The organism is Streptomyces sp. AcH 505 (assembly GCF_000818175.1).
Taxonomy (GTDB): domain Bacteria; phylum Actinomycetota; class Actinomycetes; order Streptomycetales; family Streptomycetaceae; genus Streptomyces.
The window spans coordinates 566,928-585,088 of sequence record NZ_JTIY01000002.1; the positions used below are offsets into that span (position 1 = coordinate 566,928).

Consider the following 18,161-nt stretch of genomic DNA (forward strand, 5'->3'; position numbering starts at 1 on the left):
GCGGGCCACTCCGATGGCCGATGGCCTTCACCCGCCGTCGCTCGTTGGCCCGGTGTGATCAATATTGCTGGGAAGGTGACCACACGATGAGCAAGCACAAGAAGGGCCGCAAGCACCGCACCGTCAACCGGACGCCCCGTCCGGTCGGCCCCGCCGCAGGCCGGCGCGCCGCGACACCGAGGGCCAAGGGCCTGATCCCGCCCCCGGCCCATACGGCGACAAGTGAGCCGCAGGGGCCGGGGGAGCCGGCCGCGCAGGAGGAGCCGGCGGGACCCGTGTTCTACAACAGCGCGCGCAACGGCGGTCTCGGGCTCCACGCGGCGAAGACCTGGCGGGAGTTGAACACGGCCGGCGCGTCAGGGGTGAGCGTCGACGAGCTGTCCGCGGCCGCCGGCTACCAGGCGCCGACCATCACCAAGCATCTGAAGGGCCTGGCCCGTTACGGGCTGGCCGAGCAGAACGGTGACCGGTGGCAGCCGACCGGCAGGAGCCAGTGGGAGGCGGCCGCCCAGCACGGCCTGCCGGTACGGGCGGGCGACGAGGCCCTCGTCGGCGGCTGAACGCGCCAGGGGCGTGCGGCGACGGTCAGTTGTCCGTCATGCCCGGTTCGTCGCCGACCGCGGTGTCCGAGGCGCCCGGGTCCGCGCCGTCCGGGGCGCCGATCGTCGCGCCGGTGGCGGCCAGCGCCGTGGTGACCGGCTGGAAGAACGTCTCGCCGCCGCTGGTGCAGTCGCCGCTGCCGCCCGAGGTGAGGCCGACGGCGGCGTCGGCGGCGAACAGCGCGCCGCCGCTGTCGCCCGGCTCGGCGCAGACATCGGTCTGGATCAGACCGTTGACGATGTCGCCGTTGCCGTAGTTGACCGTGGCGTCCAGGCCGGTCACCGTACCTTCGTGCACCCCGGTGGTGCTGCCGGAGCGGGTCACCTGAAGTCCCACGCTCGCGTCCACGGCCCGGGTGATCTCCTGCGTACCGGCGTCCCCCAGGTCGACGGCGCTGGGCGGCTGGGTGGCCGCGTCGTCGTACGTCACGAGCGAGAAGTCGGCGACGGGGAACGTCGACACGGCGACGGTGCCCAGCTGTTGGGTGCCGTTCTGGTCGGCGAACCAGGTGTCCGCCTCGTTCCCGCAGTGCCCGGCGGTGAGGAAGGCGGGCGCGCCCGCGACATCGACGTTGAAGCCGAGGGAGCAGCGGACGGCGCCGCCGAATATCGCGTCGCCCCCGCTCACCCCGCCGACGGCCTGCCCGCTCTGGTCCTGACCGCTCTGGTCCTGGCCGCCCGTACCCTGGGCGTCCGAGCCCTGCCCTGCCATGCCCTGTCCGCCGCGGTGGTGACCGTCGAAGGGCCGGAACACGCCGGCGCTCCGCTTCATGGTCACCAGACCGCCGAGATCGTCGACGGCCCTGTTCAGCGTCGCCATCCGGTCACCCGTGACGGTGCTGTCCGCGAGTACGGAGACCGTGTTGGTCCTCGGGTCGACGGACCACGCGGTGCCCGGCACCGAAGCGGTGGCCTTGAGGGTCTGCGCCGCGTTCTTGAGCGCGGCGGTGCTGTTGGGCACGATCCGCGCGACCCCGCCGCCCGCCTCGACGCTCCGGGCGCCCCGCGCGTCGAGGACGTTGACGACCAGCTGCTTGGCGTCGGCGCTGTAGTACCAGCCCGCAGCGCCGTTCCCGAGGGTCGCGGTGAGCGCGGTACCCAGCCGGGCCGCGGCGTCCGGCGTGAGCACGCGGCTCTCCGTGCGCCGGTCACCTCGCTGTTCGTGTTCGGAGCTCGCGTGAGCGCTCGGCAGCAGGATGGCGGCTCCGGCGATGGCGATCGCGCAGGCCCCGGCGGCGAAACCGGTCCGCTTGTTCACATGTCGGTGGCTCAACTCACGGCCCTCCAGAGAGGGACAGGTCCGTCCTGTCCACCGGGAGGTACGGGCGAGCGGCGCCGGATTCTCAACCGGAGGCCCGCGGATCTTCCTTGCGTGAACCCGGGGGACGGGGGCAGTCGGCGCAGAGAGGAACAATCCGTACACGTCGATGAGGGAGCCGTTTGATGAGCGAGAACATGTGGGGCTACCAGCCGACGACGGGACACACCGCGGGCAACACCCTGACCGGCTACAAGGTCGAGGCGACGGACGGCACCGTCGGCAAGGTCGACAAACACTCCGACGAGGTGGGCTCCGCCTACCTCGTCGTCGACACGGGCGTCTGGATCTTCGGCAAGCATGTGCTGCTGCCGGCCGGCACCGTCAGCCGGGTCGACCCGGAAGAAGAGAAAATCTATGTCGACCGTACGAAGGAGCAGATCAAGGAAGCTCCCGAGTTCGACAAGGAAAAGCATGTGGGGGACGCCGCCTATCACCACCAGGTGGGCGAGCATTACGGCCGTCACCGCCGCGTCTGAAACTCGCGTACGGCAGTCAATGCATTTGCCCGGCGGAGAATCCGTTAATGTTATCGCGTGCAAACATGGACAGGACATTCTCATCCCCTCGGAGCCACCTATGACGGCTCGGGTACCAATTTCGCTTTGTTCTCGGAGGCCGCGGAAAAGGTCGAACTCGCGCTGATCAGCGATCAGGGTACGGAGGAGCGCGTCAGGCTCACCGAGGTCGACGGGTTCGTCTGGCACGCGTATCTGCCAGGAGTGGGGCCCGGCCAGCGGTACGGGTACCGGGTGCACGGGCCCCACTCGCCCGCCGACGGGCAGCGCTGCAATCCCGCGAAGCTGCTTCTCGATCCGTACGCCAAGGCGGTCGACGGTCAGGTCGACGGGGACGAGTCACTGTTCGGCTACCGGTTCGGCCGGCCCGACGAGCAGAACACCAAGGACAACCTCGGACACACCATGCTGTCGGTGGTGACCGGCTCGTACTTCGACTGGGGCGACGACCGCCCGCCGAACCGGCCGTACCACGAGACCGTCATCTACGAGGCACACGTGCGGGGTCTCACCGCCACCCACCCCGACCTGCCCGAGGAGATCCGCGGTACGTACGCCGGGATCGGCCACCCCGCGATCATCGCCCACCTGACCCGGCTCGGCATCACCGCGATCGAGCTGATGCCGGTGCACCAGTTCGTCCAGGACGGCACCCTGCGCGAGCGCGGCCTGTCGAACTACTGGGGCTACAACACCATCGGCTTCTTCGCCCCGCACAACGCCTACGCGTCGACCGGCACCCGCGGCCAGCAGGTCGACGAGTTCAAGACCATGGTCAAGGCGCTGCACGCGGCCGGTATCGAGGTCATCCTCGACGTCGTCTACAACCACACGGCGGAGGGCAACGAGCTGGGCCCGACACTGTCCTTCAGGGGCATCGACAACGCCGCGTACTACCGGCTCGTGGACGGCGACCGGGAGCACTACTACGACACCACCGGCACCGGCAACAGCCTCCTGATGCGCCACCCCTCCGTGCTCCAGCTCATCATGGACTCGCTGCGCTACTGGGTGCTGGAGATGCGGGTCGACGGTTTCCGGTTCGACCTGGCGGCCACCCTCGCCCGGCAGTTCCACGAGGTCGACCGGCTCTCGGCCTTCTTCGACCTGGTGCAGCAGGACCCCGTCGTCAGCCGGGTGAAGCTGATCGCCGAGCCCTGGGACATCGGGGACGGCGGCTACCAGGTCGGCAACTTCCCGCCGCTGTGGACCGAGTGGAACGGCAAGTACCGTGACGCCGTACGGGACTTCTGGCGCGGCGAGGAGTCGGCGCTGGCCGAGTTCGGCTCGCGGCTCACCGGTTCGTCCGACCTCTACCAGCACGACAGGCGCCGCCCGCTGGCGAGCATCAACTTCGTCACGGCGCACGACGGCTTCACCCTGCGCGACCTCGTCTCGTACAACGACAAACACAACGAGGCCAACGGTGAGGACGGCAACGACGGGGAGAGTGCCAACCGGTCCTGGAACTGCGGCGCCGAGGGCGAGACCGACGACCCGGACATCCTGGCCCTGCGCGCCAGACAGCAGCGCAATCTGCTGACCACCCTGCTGGTCTCGCAAGGCGTTCCGATGCTCGCCCACGGCGACGAACTCGGCCGCACCCAGCAGGGCAACAACAACGTGTACTGCCAGGACAACGAACTCGCCTGGGTGGACTGGGACCTCGACGCCGGACAGCGCGACCTGCTCGACTTCACCGGGCGGCTGATCCGGCTCCGCAACGACCACCCCGTGCTGCGCCGGCGCCGGTTCTTCCGTGGCGACACCGGCGCCGACGGGCTGCCCGACCTGGTCTGGCTCCGCCCGGACGGCGGCGAGATGCAGGACACCAACTGGCAGCGCGGCGACGCCCGGGCGATCACGGTCTTCCTCAACGGCGACGCCATCAGCGAGCCGGACCCGCGCGGCGACCGGGTGACCGACGACTCGTTTTTGATCCTGCTGAACGGCCACCACGAGCCGCTCGACTTCCGGCTGCCCGCCGAGCGGTACGGGGTGAGCTGGCGGGTGGCGGTGAACACCGCCGAGGAGAAGGACGCCTCCGGCGAGTCGGAACTCAAGGCGGGCTCCACGGTACGCGCCGAGGCGCGCAGCACGCTGGTGCTGATCCGCGCGGAGGACTGATCCGCACGCCGGTGGCCCGGGGCAACCGCTCGCCCCGGGCCACCGGTTCACGCCGACATCAGTACGGGGTCAGCCCGACGTCAGCAGGCGCCTCCGACGTTCGCCCAGGGGACGCCGCTCACGCGGCGGCGGTCGCCTTCGCCAACTGCTCCGCGTTGGGCGAGATCCTGGGCGAGGCGAAGGTCACCACGATGGCGATGACCGTGAACACCCCCGCCACGAGCAGGCCCCGGTGGAATCCGTCGACCAGTGCCTGTTCCTGCGATGCCCCGTCCGCCAGCGCCGCCGTGGTGTGCGAGAGGGACAGGGTGGTCACCACGGCCAGTCCGAGTGCGCCGCCGACCTGGTAGAAGGCCGTCACCACCCCGGAGGCCGCGCCCGCTTCGTGGTTCTCGACGTCCACGACGGCCGCGATCTGGGCCGGTACGCCGAGTCCGATGATGCCGATGCCGAACAGCACCAGGCCGGGCAGGAGTTCACTCGTGTACGAGCCGTGCGCGCTGACGCCCATCAGCAGCGCCAGACCGGCGACGTTCAGTATCGCGCCGCCCAGTTGGACGGGCCGGGTGCCGAAGCGCTGCACGAGCTGGGTGGCGCCGACGGCGGCGGCGATGGCGGCCGCCCCCATGGGCAGGAAGTGCACACCGGCCTCCAGGGCCGAATCGCCGCGCACCTGCTGGAGATAGATGGACGTCAGGAAGAACATGCTGAGGAAAGCGGCGCCGTTGAGGCCGAGCGCGACGCTCGCCGTGGACAGGGCGCGGGAGCGGAAGAGCCGCAGTGGTACGAGCGGGGCGTGCGAGCGTGACTCGACGACGACGAACGCCGTCAGCAGCACCGCGCCGCCGAGCAGGAAGCCGGCCACCTCCAGCGAGCCCCAGCCGGCGGGCTCGGCCCGTACGACGCCGTAGACCACGGCGAGCAGCCCGGTCGTGCCGAGCGTGGCGCCGAGGGCGTCGAAGTCGCGTGCCCCGGCCCCGGCGCCGGGGATGTGCCGCACGAAGGTCGGGGTGAGCAGGACGATCAGGGCGACGATCGGTACGTTCACGAAGAACACCCAGCGCCAGTCGAGGGAGTCGACCAGCAGCCCGCCGGCCACCACGCCGAGGGTGCCGCCGAGCCCGGCGAGTCCGCCCCACACGCCCATGGCGATGTTGCGTTCCCTGCCGTGCGGGAAGGTCACCGTCAGGATCGACAGCGCGGCAGGCGACAGCATGGCGCCGCCGAGCCCCTGCACGGCACGCGCCGCGATCAGGACACCGGGGGAGCCGGCGAACCCGGCCAGCAGCGACGTCACGCCGAAGAGCGCGAGCCCGGCGACGAACACCCGCCGTGAGCCGAGCAGATCGGCTGCGCGTCCGCCGAGCAGCAGGAAACCGCCGAAGAGCAGCGTGTACGCGCTGATGACCCATTGCAGGTTCTCGGAGGAGAAGCGCAGATCGGTCTGGATGTCGGGCAGCGCGACGTTCACGATCGTCACGTCGAGCACCACGATGAATTGGGCGAAGGCCAGCACGGCCAGCGTGGCCCAGGGACTGCGTCGCACGGATTACCTCACACAGGGAGATCGCCGGTTGAGTATGCGATGTAAGCGTACATAGTAAACACGGCGGAGTGTGCACCGTATACTCAAGGGGTCGGGCGACGGGAAGAGGCCGAGGTCATGGGTGCGAAGGCACGACTGAACAAGGAGACGCTGGTCTCCACCGCGCTGGAGCTGGCGGACGCGGACGGGCTCGACGCCGTCACCACGCGCCGCCTCGCCCAGCACCACGGCGTGACACCCATGGCGCTCTACCGGCACTTCCGCGACAAGGACGAGATCCTCGACGCCGTCGCCGAACGGCTGCTCGCCGAGGCCGAGCTGCCGGAACCCGACGACAGGCCCTGGCACGAGCAACTGCTCGACGTCTTCGACGCCCTGCTGCGGGCCCTGCGCCCGCACCCCGCGGCCGCCGCCCTCGTACTGAGCAGGGTGCTCAGCTCCGAACCGGGTCTCAAGCTGGCCGAACGCGCCTTGGCGCTGCTGGCGGAGGCCAGCTTCTCCGTCGACCGGGCGGCCGAGACGTCGAGTCAGGCGCTCAGCTCGCTGGTCGCGCTCGTACTGACCGAACCGGGCCGTGGCGCCGCCATCGCGGACAAGGAGAAGCGGGACGAGGAGATCACCGCCAAGCGAGCCGCGCTCGCCGCGCTCCCGCAGACCCGCTACCCCCATGTCGTGGCCGCGGCCGACGCGTTGGTCGACTGCGCGAGCGACGAGGTGTACTACGCCCGTGGCACCGCGATGATCGTCGCCGGGATGCGCGCCGCGGACGTGTGAAGCTGACGCTCCGTCAGTGGCCGGTCAGCCCCGCCAGCGCCGCGTCCACGGCGCCGACCAGCCTGAGCGGATCGGGATCGACCTTCACCACGACCTGCAGTCCCTGGAGCATCATCGTGAGCATCGCCGCGTAACCGGGCAGGTCCAGGGTGGCCGGGATCTCGCCCTGCCGGACCGCGTGGCGCAATCCGCTCAGCAGGCCCTCCTCCACCACGGACAGCACCTCGGCGAGACAGTCGGCGACGGCCGGATCGCCGGGCAGCAGCTCGCCCGCCGTGTTCGCGATCAGACAGCCGCGCGGCTCCGCCTCCTCGGCGGCCAGCTGCAGATAGCCGAGCATGATGGCCCTGATCCGGGGGACGACCAGGCCCTCGCCCAGGAGCGCGGGCGCGACCGCGCGGGCCTGCGAGTCCCGGTACTGCTCCAACGCCCGCAGGAACAGGCTGTGTTTGTCACCGAACGCGCGGAAGAGGCTGCCGGGGTGCAGCGCGAACTGCTCGCTCAGCTCGTCGACTGAGGTGCCTTCGTAGCCCTTCGTCCAGAACAGCTCCATGGCGCGATCGATGACGTCGTTCTCGTTGAAGGTCCGCGGATGAGCCACCCCCGCATCGTAAGGGGGCACCGGGGTACCGGAACGGGGCGGGCACCCGGCCGGGCAGGGGGTCACCGGGCCGCCACCAGGAGTCACCCGTACGACTGACCACAGGCCGACAAGGCGCTGCGGACCGGAACTATGGGGATATACAGACACCCCTGACGGCGGACATCGCCGGCACGGCACCGACGACAAGGAAGGTTCCCGATGGCGACGACGGGCGGAGCGCTCGACGCGGTGGTGGTGGGCGCGGGTCTCGCGGGGCTCGCCTGCGCCGGCGACCTGCTGACGGCGGGGCTCGACGTACGGCTCGTCGAAGCGTCCGACGCCGTCGGCGGCCGGATGCGGTCCGACCGGTACGAGGGGTTCGTCATCGACCGCGGGTTCCAGGTCTTCAACACCTCCTACCCGCAGGTCCGCAGGCGCCTCGACCTCAGAGCCCTCGCGCTGCGCCCGTTCACCCCCGGCGTGCTGATCCACACCGACCGGGGCCGGCTCCGCTTCAGCGACCCCACCCGCCGCCCGCGCGAAGCGGCCGACCTGCTGCCCGGCAGGCTCGCTGGCACCCGCGACCTGCTGGCACTCGGCGTCCTGTCGGCCCGCGACATGCTCGCCCCGGCCGGTGTTCTCAAACGCGGCGAGGAGCGCACCACCCGCTCGGCGCTCGCGGCGGCCGGGCTCTCCGAGGAATTCGTCGAACGGTTCTTCCGGCCGTTCCTGTCGGGAGTCTTCCTGGAGGACGAACTCGAAACGTCCAGCCGGGTCTTCCACCTCGTCTGGCGCAGCACGCTGCGCGGCACGCTGTGTCTGCCCACGGACGGCATCGGCGCCGTACCCCGGCAGCTCGCCGACGCGCTGCCGGCCGGCACCCTGCGTCTCGAGTCGCCCGTCGACCGCCTCACCGACGACGGCGTCCTGCTGACGACCGGCACCGAACTCGCCGCGAAAGCCGTGGTGGTGGCCACCGGACCCGGCCCGGCGGCGGCCCTCCTGCCCGCGGCGCACATCGGCCCGTACCGGACGACCACCACCTATTACCACACGGCCGACACCTCGCCGCTGGCCGAGCCCACCCTGCTCACGGACGAGCGCCGCCGCTTCCTCAACACCTGCGTACTCAGCGAGGTCGTCCCCGGCTACGCCCCCGCAGGGACCGCGCTGATCGCCACCTCCGTGCTCGGCACGGACACACCCGGCCGCGAGGCCCGGCTCCGGACGGCGCTCGCCGAGGCGTACGCGACGGACGCCTCGGCGTGGCGGCTGCTGACCGTACGGACCATCGAGGACGCCCTGCCCGCCATGCCGCCGCCGCACCGCCTCACCACCCCGGCGCAGCTCGCCCCGGGGCGGTTCGTGTGCGGCGACCACCGCGCCACCGGATCCGTCCAGGGCGCGCTGGCCTCCGGCGCGCGGGCGGCCCGTGAGGTACTGCGCGAGCTGCGCCCTTAGCGCCTGGTCACGGGGCCGACGGCGAAGGGCCGGCGCCGGCCGCCGGCTGCGGGCCGTAGGCGGTCAGGAAGCGGTTGCGGAAGGAGTCCATCCGCCAGACCGGCGCGTGCGGACCCGGCCGCAGGCCGTCCTGCCAGCCCCATGGGGCGATCTTGTCGAGGACGGCCGGGTCGTGGGCGACGATCGCGATCGGCACGTCCCGGCTCGCGTGGTCACCCGCGACCTTCGGGATGGGCTGGTGGTCACCGAGGAAGACCAGCACGGTGTTGTCGTGGCCGTACTTGGTCACGTACGACACGAGACTGTTCACCGAGTACTCGACGGAATCCGCGTAGTCCCCACGGACCTCGGGCGTGCTCCGCAGCACGGCGTGCGGGTCCTTGCCCGCCGCGTGGATGGCGTCGTACACGGAGCCGTCCCCGACCTGGTCCCAGCCGACCGACGTGGGCAGGGGCGCCCAGGGGTTGTGACTGGAGGTGAGGATGATCTCCGACATCAGCGGCTTGGGGCCCGGCTTGCCGTGTTCGAGCCGTTCGAAGGACTCCAGGACGAACTGGTCGGGCATCCGGGACCAGCCGAAGGACGGCCCCTGGTAGCCGAGGTGCTTGGAGTCGTAGATGTTGTCCAGGCCGAAGAACTTCCCCTCGGGCCAGGCCCGGGTGACGCCCGGCATGATCCCGACCGTCCGCCACGCGTCGGCCCGCTGGAAGGCGCCGGTGAGCGTCATCCGGTCGCCGGAGGTGACGGTCTCGTAGCTGCGCTGGTTGGTGATCCACAGTCCGGACAGGAACGTGGAGTGCGCCAGCCAGCTGCCGCCGCCCGCCGTCGGGGAGGTGAGGAACGCGCTCCGGGAGGAGAAACCGGCCGCGCGCAGCTTGCTCGTGTTGTCCGCGAGCATCGCGTCGATCTGCGGTGCCATCGAGGGGTCCTCGATCGCGCTGCGGCCGTAGCTCTCGATGAACGCGAAGATGACGTCCTTGCCGCGCAGTCCGGTGAGCAGCTGGTCCGGCGGCGTCTTGCCGAAGGGGTCGACCGCGGCGGCCTTGGCCAGCTGCCGCTCGTCCCGCAGACTGTCCCGCGCCTGTTTCACATGGCTGTAGACCAGCTCGCCGGTGCTCCGGGACGCCACCGGCGCCCCGGCGATCTGCGTACCGAGCGCGGCGCAGGTGATCCAGGCGACCGCGAGGACCGCGGTGGTCCGGAGCGTCGCCGTGGAGTGACGGACCAGGGGACGGCTCACCCTGAGCACCGCGAGCGGCATGAGGACGAGCACGGCGGCGACGATCAGGATCACGCCGATCACGGCGCCGACGGCGAGCGCCTGGCCGCCCGAGTCCCGCAGGAACGCCTCGGCGTCGTCGAGCAGGAACCAGTCGAGCCGCGCGTCGAACGGCCGGTCCAGCTCGTTGTAGAAACCTATGTCGAGGAACTTGAGGATGGTCACAAGACCGAGGACCGCCCCCGCGACGATCGCCACCACCCGACGCGCCCGCGGAGGCAGGAACGGCAGCACGGCCGCGGCGACGATGCCCTCCACCGGGATCCGGAGGAAGGCGGAGACGGTGGGATCCGTGAGGTTGTTCGGCAGCAGCAGCGCGAGGAGGACGAGCACGGCGGCAAGCCCGGTGAGCACCCGCGCCGCGACCCGCGCGACGCCGGGGTGCACCCGCCCCACGACCCGCGCGACGCCGGGGGCCCCCTCCTCGCCGTTCTGGTCCGTGTCCGGCTGCTCCGTGTCCGGCTGCTCCGTGTCCGGCTTGTCCATGTCCGGCAGTTGACGGGACTTCATGAAGGGCGACAACCCAAGTTCCTTCCGCGCGAGGCCCGGTGATGACGTGGCGGACCAGGCACAGAGGGTCGGGGCCGCAGACAGGTGTACGGCCCAGCGATGCGTTTTGTTCAACGCGTTTCCGCGGCCTTTCGCTCAATCGGGCACGGCGGCCGCCGGCAGTTTTCTCCCCAGCCGCGCCAGGGGCGAGAAGACCATGAACAGGGGCGACAGCAGCAGACCGGCCGCGGTCACCAGGAGCGCGGTACGCGGTCCCCAGCCGGCGGCCAGGAAGCCGCCGAGCAGCGACCCGAGCGGGGTCAGACCCATGCCGACGACATTGACGGTCGCGACGACCCGGCCCTGGATCCGCACGGGCGTCACGGCCTGCCGGACCGCCATGACCGTCACGTCGACCAGCTGGCCGAAGACGCCGAAGACGAAGTTCACCGCCATGAGCAGGGTGAGGGTGGCGGCGCCCGACCCGTGCAGCGCGGGGACGCACAGCAGTACGCCGTCCCCGAGCACGGCCGCCGACACCAGCACCAGGCCGTATCCGATCCTTCCGGGCAGCCACGCCGCCAGCAGCGAACCCGCCAGCGCGCCGGGACCGACGGCCGCGAGCGCCAGGCCGACGGCGGTGCCCGGCAGCTGCAGGGTGCGCGACAGGAAGAGCAGATAGACGGTCATCAGACCGGCGAAGGAGAACTGGAAGAGGGCCGAGCAGATCCCCACGGCCCGCAGCGAGCCGTCGCTGACGACCAGACGCAGTCCCTCGTGGATCTGCCGCCACATCCGGACGGCGGACCGCCCCTCGGACCCGGGCCCGGATCCCGCCCCGGACAGGGGTACCGGCTCGTTGCGGCTGATCCGCCGGACCGACAGGGACGACAGGACGAAGAAGCAGGCGTTGGCCGCCGCGGCGACCGGCACGGAGAGCAGCGAGACCATCGCCCCGCCGAGCGCGGGGCCGCCGATCTGCGCCGCCGACCTGCTGCCCTCCAGCAGGCTGTTGCCCTGGGCGAGCTGGTCGCGTGGCACCAGGCGTACCAGCGACGCCTGGTACGCCACGTCGAAGCACACGCTCAGTACGCCCACCAGGAAAGCGACCACGAACAGCACCGGAACGCCGAGCACCCCGAGAAGACAGCAGACCGGGATCACGGCCAGTGCCACGGCGCGGCCCGCGTCGGCCAGCACCATCATGGTGCGGGAGCGCCTGCGGTCCACCCACGCCCCCACGAAGAGCGAGAACAGCAGGATCGGTGCCTGCTGCACCGCGCGGAGGGCGCCGAGCTGACCGGCGCCCGCGTGCAGTGCCACCACGGCGACGAGCGGCAGTGTGACCTGCGCGGCCTGTGCCCCGAGCTGCGAGGCGCTCTGGCCGGCCCAGAGACTGCGGAAATCACGGTCCCGCGACAGGGCGGGAAGACGGAACGGCACAGTGACCCCTTGGGGCGCCGAGGGCTGAGGAAAAGGCTCGCCGTGCCGCGATCAGAGGCGGCACGCGATGACAGGTCGGTCGGGACCTACGTCAACGCGCGCTCGGGTGACCGGGCATCTCAGCTCCTCACGGGGTCGGCCGTCGTTCGGAGATTAACCGTCGGACGTCCGCCGCGAAAGCGATATTCGGTGCGGCGGTGTCCGCCCTCCGTCAGCTCAACCGGCGAACCGGGGAAGCCACTTCACCCGGTAGTCGGGGTGTCCCGCGTGCTCGGCCGCGATCTGCCGGACGACGAAGCCCAGGCCGACCGCGCGCCCGGAGGGGAAGTCACGGGCGGGGCGGTCCACGTCCAGCTCGGCCACCTCCGCGTACTCGCCGATGAGCACCCGGGTGGTCTCGATACGGCGGAGGGTCTGCGCCGGGTCCTGGTGGGCGATGTGATGGTCGTAGCCGTAGTCCTTCATGCTGAAGGCGATCGGGCCCGTGGAGCTGTGCACCTCGCCCGGCCGGTCCGGCGGGCACCGCCACGTGTCGCTGCCACCGTTGCGCGCGATCTGCTCCTCCTCGTCCAGCCGGGCCCGGACGAAGGTGATCAGTGCTTCGTTCTCGCTCACGCGTCTTGCTCCTCGAAAACGGCCCGTCCAGAGCTGTCAGTGGGCTTGGCGGGCTGGGACGGCCGTAGGGAAGGATACCGCGCGCGGCAACGGCACTTGCCTCGTCCGCGACCACGCGAGCGCTGCCCATATGGGCGATTTGGCGGTATTGACCTTCAAGTCCGTATAGCCACCGATAGGCCAACTTGTCGTTCGGTGTTCCTCGTTGGAGCGCACGGTTGCGGTATATCCCCGTGATGTGTGTCACGTAAGGACATGTCGGGCGTGCGTGCGGCCGGCTGCTATTTCCCGCGCACAGAAGGAAAGTTGAGTTCTCGGATCTTGTTCCGGTAACGAGATGGCGAACCGTCGGATTCCCGATTCGAGATGTTCCTGTAATCCCGGACTTGTTCAGGCCGGTCTTTGTCGCTTACGTTCACGTCACTCCGGGTGGACCGCCTAATCCTGCCGCCGTCCGGAAAACCTAATCCCACTCACTTACGGCAGGAGCGGGGGACCCAAGGTAAGCCGCCGGTCCGTAAACAGGACCGGCTAGGGGTGAAGCCACATTCATGTGGCCGGACATCTCCAGTCCGAACCCGACAGCTCACCTCGCAGGCGACGGAGAGGAATTAGTCATGCCCAAGAAGCACCGTCGTCCCCGTACCGGCCGGCTCACCCGACGCCTTATCGCATTCGGTACGGGTGGTGCGGCGCTCACCATCCCGCTGGTGGCCGCCACCACCGCCACAGCGGCGCCGTCCGTCCACAGCTCGGCCGTCGAGTCGGCCGTGAAATCGGCCCCCGCGTCCGTCGTGGCCGCCAAGAAGGCCGCTCCGACCACGTACTCCGTGGTCTCCGGTGACTCGCTCGCCAAGATCGCCCGCACCCACTCGCTGAGCGGTGGCTGGAAGAAGCTCTACCAGGACAACCGGCAGGCCGTCGGCGGCAACCCGTCGCTGATCCACCCCGGCCTCAAGCTGACCCTGGGCGGGAAGGCGGCGTCGAGGACGGCGGCGACGACCGCCGACAGGACCGTCCCGAAGAGCGCTCCGAAGAGTGCCCCGAAGGCCGAGGCCAAGCCCGCCACGGCGGCGGCCGCCCCGTCCGGCAAGAGCGCCCAGGGCGGTACGAGCACCACCCCCATCCAGACGGCGGCCGCGTCGTACACCAACGACCTGGACGGCTGGATCAAGGAGTCGCTGGACATCATGGCCGCCCACGGCATCCCGGGCAGCTACGACGGCATCTACCGCAACATCATGCGGGAGTCGTCGGGCAACCCGGCGGCCATCAACAACTGGGACTCGAACGCCGCCGCCGGCACGCCGTCCAAGGGACTGCTGCAGGTCATCGACCCGACGTTCCAGGCCTACCACGTGGACGGCACGTCCATGGACAGCTACGACCCGGTGGCCAACATCACCGCCGCGTGCAACTACGCGGCTGCCACCTACGGCTCGATCGACAACGTGAACGGTCCCTACTGACCGGACCTTCACCCACCTGACGGGCCCACTCCGGCCGGACGACGCACACGTCCGGCGGGGGTGGGCCCGTTCGGCATGCGGGGGACATGGCGCATCGTGCAGTCGCCGATACGGCGCGCACCGGCACGTCCGCTGCCCCGGCCGAGGCCGGCCATCGCGTAGCCGATGCTGCCGAAGGCGATCAGGGTGAGCAGCAGAGCGAGGGTCCAGAAGAGCATCGCCGGGCCTCCGGGGTCTCGGAGCGGGGCGTGACTCCTGCCCGCGGTGGGACGCATCGGCAACGATGCGCAGAGTGCGATCCCTGGGGACGATAGCCCGTCGGGCCGTTTCTGAACAGGTGTCAAGTGGCCATCCGCCCCGCCCGCGCCCGGCGCCGGCCCGCTGGGCTGAATGAACGTCAGGGAAACGGCACCCGTCGTGTCGAAGTCATATTTACGTACAACCTTCTGAGGGGTGTGTGAATCTCACTCGGTGACCGCCGCTGTTGACGAGGGGGCCCGAATGCTGAAAGTGAGCATAGTGATTCCGGTTTACAACGCCGGAGAGCATCTGGATCGCTGCGCCGCATCACTGACCGGCCAGAGCCTTGGCTCCGACGCCTACGAGATTCTCTATGTGAATGACGGGTCGACGGACGACTCGGCCGAGCGGCTGCACCGGCTCGCCGCCCGCCACCCGCATGTGCGCGTCCACCATCAGGAGAACTCCGGCTGGCCGGGCAAGCCCCGCAACGTCGGCGTGCGCCTGGCCCGCGGCAAGTACGTGCAGTTCGTCGACCAGGACGACGAACTCGCCCCGGAGTCACTGGAACGCCTGGTCAGACTGGGCGAGCGGAACGACTCGGACATCGTGCTTGGCAAGATGTACGGCACGATGACGGGACCGAGCAACGTGTTCAAACGGACCGTCGAGCGCTGCACGGTCAAGGACGCGCCACTGATCGAGAGCCTGACGCCGCACAAGATGTTCCGGAGATCCTTTCTGCTGGACCACGGCATCACATTTCCCGAAGGGCGCGTCCGGCTGGAGGACCAGCTCTTCATGGCCCGCGCCTACACCCGGGCGCGCACCGTCTCCATTCTCGGCGACTATCCGACCTACCGCTGGGTCCGCAGGGCGGACGGCGGGAACAACAGCAGCGGCGTCACGACGGCCGACACGTATTACCGCCATCTGCGGCATGTCGTCGAGGCCGTCAAGGAGGGCACGGAACCGGGGGAGTTGCGCGACAGACTGCTACGGCGTTCCTATCGGGTGGAATTACTCCGTCCGGTGACCGAGCCGCGCGTTCTGCAACGGACCGGGACTCAACTGCGCACCTATTTCGATGTCGTTCGGAAGATGGCGCTGGAATGTTTCCCACCGGGCGTCAGGGAAGGAATGCCGGCCGTCGGGAGACTGCGGGCCACCCTGCTGGAGGAGGGCCGGCTGGAATCCCTTGTCGAGCTCGCCCGGCGCACCGGCGGAATCAGACCGCGGCTCGACATGGAGAAACCGTTCTGGCGGCAGGACAAACTCGTGGTGCGGACCACGGTCCGTCATGTCAGGCCGAATGGTGAGCCGTTGGTCCTCGTGGAGCGCGAGGGAAAATTCTTCCTCGATCCCGAACTGCTGGCGGGAATCGAAGGCGCGGAGAACGTCGAGGTGACCGATCCTTTCTCCTACGCCACGGGCGAGCTGCTCGTGCAGAACACCTCCGACGGTCACTGGTGGTATCCCGACAGTGAACTGACTCCCGAACTGAGGCCACTCGGCGCCGGACGGCACGAAGTGGTGATCACGGGGGAGACGCTTCTCGACCCGGCCACGCTCGCCGGCGGCAACCCGCTCGCGAGCGGCCGCCACCATGTATGGCTCAACTACCAGGTGCTGGGCCTCGGCCGGCGGGCCAGGGTCGCCAGCGAGGACCGGCCGTATCTCGGGGTGCGGCGCATCGGCGGGCGCATCCTCGTCCCCAACTGGTTCGGCCCGCACTCCCAGCTCCAGCTGACCGTCGGTCAGCCGGGCCGTCAGCTGTGGCTGCGGCACTTCGTGGCGTCGGCAGCGACCCGTCCCGGGATACGCCGCCTCGTACGGACGGCCTTGCGGAAGCTGCCGGGGGGCCTGCGGGGCAGGGTGCGGTCGGCCGCCCAGGAAGCCTCGCGCTGGGGTCGCGGGGAGCACTCGCACTGACGCGTTAGACAAACTTCGTACGACTGTCTAATGTGTCAGGTGTGAGTAGTCCTGAGCGGGAGTCCGACGACCCCAAGCGCGCCGCGGTGCTGGCAGCAGCCCTCGGAGTGTTCGGCAGGTACGGATTCCAGAAGACGTCCATGGAGGCGGTCGCCAAGGCGGCCGGCGTGTCCCGGCCCGGCCTCTACCTGCACTTCTCCAACAAGGAGCAGCTGTACCGCGCCACGATGCGCGGGGTCCTCGAGCGCGCCCAGCGGGGCATGGAGGCGAGCTTCGACGACGACCCGCGGGCGAGCTTCGAGGACCGCACGGTGGCGGCGCTGGACGCCCTGATGGGCCAGTACGTCGAGACCCAGGTGGCCAGAGACCTCGGCGAGCTGCTGGAGAACAGCGGACCGCAGCTCGGCTCGATGTTCCACGACCACCAGGAGCAGGCGCGGGCGACGATCAGCGACCGGGTCGGCGCGCTCGCGCCGCCCGGCCTGCTCACCGACGAGCTGACCGCTGACGACGTCATGGACGTCATCTTCTCCGCCGCCCTCACCTGGAAGCAGACCTCGGCCACCCGCGCCGAGTTCCGCGACCGGATCAGACGCGTCGTCCGGCTGATCTGCCGCGCCGCAGGCTGACCCCGACACCCCCACGCCGACACCTCCCACCCCGGCACCTCCCACCCCGCTCGCCGACCCACGGAGTACAGCCATGCCTGAAATCACCACCCCGTTCACGGCCACCTCGACAGCGGCCGAGGTCATCGACGGTGTCGACCTGACCGGCAGGCGCGCCGTCGTCACCGGCGCGGCCTCCGGCATCGGTCTGGAGACCGCCCGCACCCTGGCCGGCGCCGGCGCCGACGTCACCCTCGCCGTACGGGACACCGCGGCGGGTGAGCGCGCCGCAGCCGACATCCGCACCACCACGGGACGCGACACCCGGTTCGCCCACCTCGACCTGGCCGACCTCGCAGGCGTCGACGCGTTCGTCAAGGAATGGACGGGCCCCCTGCACATCCTGGTCAACAACGCCGGGACCATGGCCCTGCCCGAGCGCACCACGACTCCCGACGGCTGGGAGACCCAGTTCGCCGTCAACCACCTGGGCCACGCGGCCCTGACCCTCGGACTGCACGACGCGCTCGCCGCAGCGGGCAACGCCCGGGTGGTCGTCGTCAGCTCGTCCGCCCATCTGATGTCCCCGGTCGTCTTCGACGACATCCACTTCACCGCCCGGCCCTACGAGGCGTGGTCCGCCTACGGCCAGTCGAAGACGGCCACCGTCCTCTTCGCCGTGGCCCTGACCGGGCGCTGGGCGGCCGACGGCATCACGGCCAACGCGCTGCACCCCGGCGGCATCATGACCAACCTCCAGCGCCACCTGGACGAAGGCCAGCTGCGCTTCGTCGGCGCCGTGGACGACCAGGGCCGGCGCCTGGACGTCCCGCCGGGCTGGAAGACCCCGCAGCAGGGAGCGGCGACCACGGTCCTGCTCGCCGCCTCCCCCCTGGTGGAAGGGGTGAGCGGCCGCTACTTCGAGGACTGCGCCGAAGCCGTCACCGTCACCGGGCACGGCGACGGCAGGAGCGGCGTGGCCGCCTACGCCCTCGACGCGCGAGAAGCCGACCGCCTCTGGGACGAGACGACCCGGCTGCTGCACAGCTGACGCACGGCCGAGGAGGCCTGACAGGCCTGACAGGCCTGCCGGACACAGGCCGTGGCCGAACGCGCCCGGCGGTCCCTTCGGGGAGGATGTGGGAATGGCCATCTCGGAT

The 18,161-nt window shown here is 70.2% G+C and carries 16 protein-coding genes and 1 riboswitch; of the genes, 9 read left to right on the forward strand and 7 right to left on the reverse strand.

Features of this window, described 5'->3' with window-relative positions:
* The first annotated feature begins 86 nt into the window (after positions 1–86).
* Entirely contained in the window at positions 87–560 is a 474-nt protein-coding gene (locus HY68_RS40190) for a hypothetical protein (RefSeq protein ID WP_063779733.1), read from the forward strand.
* 25 nt (positions 561–585) lie between these two features.
* Here HY68_RS40190 and HY68_RS32680 read toward each other — a convergent pair whose 3' ends face one another.
* Positions 586–1,857: a S1 family peptidase gene (locus tag HY68_RS32680; protein WP_063779734.1), complete on the reverse strand. Its 1,272-nt coding sequence runs from the start codon at positions 1,855–1,857 to the stop codon at positions 586–588.
* A gap of 185 nt (positions 1,858–2,042) precedes the next feature.
* Here HY68_RS32680 and HY68_RS32685 point away from each other — a divergent pair, with 185 nt between their 5' ends.
* Complete coding sequence (locus tag HY68_RS32685; protein ID WP_041998659.1) at positions 2,043–2,396, forward strand: PRC-barrel domain-containing protein; 354 nt, start codon at positions 2,043–2,045, stop codon at positions 2,394–2,396.
* 57 nt (positions 2,397–2,453) lie between these two features.
* Positions 2,454–4,562, forward strand: a complete 2,109-nt coding sequence (glgX, locus tag HY68_RS32690) for a glycogen debranching protein GlgX (RefSeq protein WP_041998661.1) — start codon at positions 2,454–2,456, stop codon at positions 4,560–4,562.
* A 118-nt stretch (positions 4,563–4,680) separates the two neighbouring features.
* Here glgX and HY68_RS32695 read toward each other — a convergent pair whose 3' ends face one another.
* Positions 4,681–6,108, reverse strand: coding sequence for an MFS transporter (locus HY68_RS32695; RefSeq protein ID WP_041998662.1), 1,428 nt, complete (start codon positions 6,106–6,108; stop codon positions 4,681–4,683).
* A gap of 117 nt (positions 6,109–6,225) precedes the next feature.
* On the opposite strand from HY68_RS32695, the gene HY68_RS32700 reads away from it, so the two are divergent.
* The gene (locus HY68_RS32700; protein ID WP_041998665.1) at positions 6,226–6,882 is read left to right on the forward strand and encodes a TetR family transcriptional regulator; all 657 of its coding nucleotides are present in this window, start codon (positions 6,226–6,228) and stop codon (positions 6,880–6,882) included.
* Between the two features lie 13 nt (positions 6,883–6,895).
* On the opposite strand, the gene HY68_RS32705 is transcribed toward HY68_RS32700, so the two are convergent.
* Positions 6,896–7,483: a TetR/AcrR family transcriptional regulator gene (locus HY68_RS32705; RefSeq protein ID WP_041998668.1), complete on the reverse strand. Its 588-nt coding sequence runs from the start codon at positions 7,481–7,483 to the stop codon at positions 6,896–6,898.
* 201 nt (positions 7,484–7,684) lie between these two features.
* Here HY68_RS32705 and HY68_RS32710 point away from each other — a divergent pair, with 201 nt between their 5' ends.
* On the forward strand, positions 7,685–8,926 hold the full coding sequence (locus HY68_RS32710; protein WP_041998670.1) for an NAD(P)/FAD-dependent oxidoreductase: 1,242 nt from the start codon (positions 7,685–7,687) through the stop codon (positions 8,924–8,926).
* Between the two features lie 7 nt (positions 8,927–8,933).
* Here HY68_RS32710 and HY68_RS32715 read toward each other — a convergent pair whose 3' ends face one another.
* The 3 genes from HY68_RS32715 to HY68_RS32725 form a co-directional block, all read right to left on the reverse strand.
* Positions 8,934–10,727 (reverse strand): sulfatase, encoded by a 1,794-nt coding sequence (locus HY68_RS32715; protein ID WP_347560672.1) that lies wholly within the window; start codon positions 10,725–10,727, stop codon positions 8,934–8,936.
* 123 nt (positions 10,728–10,850) lie between these two features.
* Positions 10,851–12,137 (reverse strand): MFS transporter, encoded by a 1,287-nt coding sequence (locus HY68_RS32720; RefSeq protein ID WP_041998672.1) that lies wholly within the window; start codon positions 12,135–12,137, stop codon positions 10,851–10,853.
* 216 nt (positions 12,138–12,353) lie between these two features.
* Positions 12,354–12,752 (reverse strand): DUF6221 family protein, encoded by a 399-nt coding sequence (locus HY68_RS32725; RefSeq protein WP_041998674.1) that lies wholly within the window; start codon positions 12,750–12,752, stop codon positions 12,354–12,356.
* Positions 12,753–13,203: 451 nt separating this feature from the next.
* A riboswitch (cyclic di-AMP (ydaO/yuaA leader) is annotated at positions 13,204–13,365 on the forward strand.
* A gap of 4 nt (positions 13,366–13,369) precedes the next feature.
* On the opposite strand from HY68_RS32725, the gene HY68_RS32730 reads away from it, so the two are divergent.
* Entirely contained in the window at positions 13,370–14,221 is an 852-nt protein-coding gene (locus HY68_RS32730; protein WP_041998677.1) for a LysM peptidoglycan-binding domain-containing protein, read from the forward strand.
* A gap of 8 nt (positions 14,222–14,229) precedes the next feature.
* Here HY68_RS32730 and HY68_RS39770 read toward each other — a convergent pair whose 3' ends face one another.
* Positions 14,230–14,439, reverse strand: coding sequence for a hypothetical protein (locus HY68_RS39770; protein ID WP_052457386.1), 210 nt, complete (start codon positions 14,437–14,439; stop codon positions 14,230–14,232).
* 283 nt (positions 14,440–14,722) lie between these two features.
* On the opposite strand from HY68_RS39770, the gene HY68_RS32735 reads away from it, so the two are divergent.
* The 3 genes from HY68_RS32735 (at position 14,723) to HY68_RS32745 (ending at position 18,052) form a co-directional block, all read left to right on the forward strand.
* A complete protein-coding gene (locus tag HY68_RS32735) occupies positions 14,723–16,393 on the forward strand; it encodes a glycosyltransferase (RefSeq protein WP_041998680.1) in 1,671 nt (556 codons plus the stop codon).
* Positions 16,394–16,434: 41 nt separating this feature from the next.
* Complete coding sequence (locus HY68_RS44320) at positions 16,435–17,022, forward strand: TetR/AcrR family transcriptional regulator (protein WP_052457389.1); 588 nt, start codon at positions 16,435–16,437, stop codon at positions 17,020–17,022.
* A 73-nt stretch (positions 17,023–17,095) separates the two neighbouring features.
* A complete protein-coding gene (locus HY68_RS32745) occupies positions 17,096–18,052 on the forward strand; it encodes an SDR family NAD(P)-dependent oxidoreductase (protein ID WP_041998683.1) in 957 nt (318 codons plus the stop codon).
* Positions 18,053–18,161: the final 109 nt, after the last annotated feature.

Bases quoted from the DNA above. Each gene is read 5' to 3' on its own strand.
- HY68_RS40190 (WP_063779733.1), top strand. From the start codon at position 87: ATGAGCAAGCACAAGAAGGGCCGCAAGCACCGCACCGTCAACCGGACG.
- HY68_RS32685 (WP_041998659.1), top strand. From the start codon at position 2,043: ATGAGCGAGAACATGTGGGGCTACCAGCCGACGACGGGACACACCGCG.
- HY68_RS32700 (WP_041998665.1), top strand. From the start codon at position 6,226: ATGGGTGCGAAGGCACGACTGAACAAGGAGACGCTGGTCTCCACCGCG.
- HY68_RS32710 (WP_041998670.1), top strand. From the start codon at position 7,685: ATGGCGACGACGGGCGGAGCGCTCGACGCGGTGGTGGTGGGCGCGGGT.
- HY68_RS32730 (WP_041998677.1), top strand. From the start codon at position 13,370: ATGCCCAAGAAGCACCGTCGTCCCCGTACCGGCCGGCTCACCCGACGC.
- HY68_RS39770 (WP_052457386.1), bottom strand. From the start codon at position 14,439: ATGCTCTTCTGGACCCTCGCTCTGCTGCTCACCCTGATCGCCTTCGGC.
- HY68_RS32735 (WP_041998680.1), top strand. From the start codon at position 14,723: ATGCTGAAAGTGAGCATAGTGATTCCGGTTTACAACGCCGGAGAGCAT.
- HY68_RS32745 (WP_041998683.1), top strand. From the start codon at position 17,096: ATGCCTGAAATCACCACCCCGTTCACGGCCACCTCGACAGCGGCCGAG.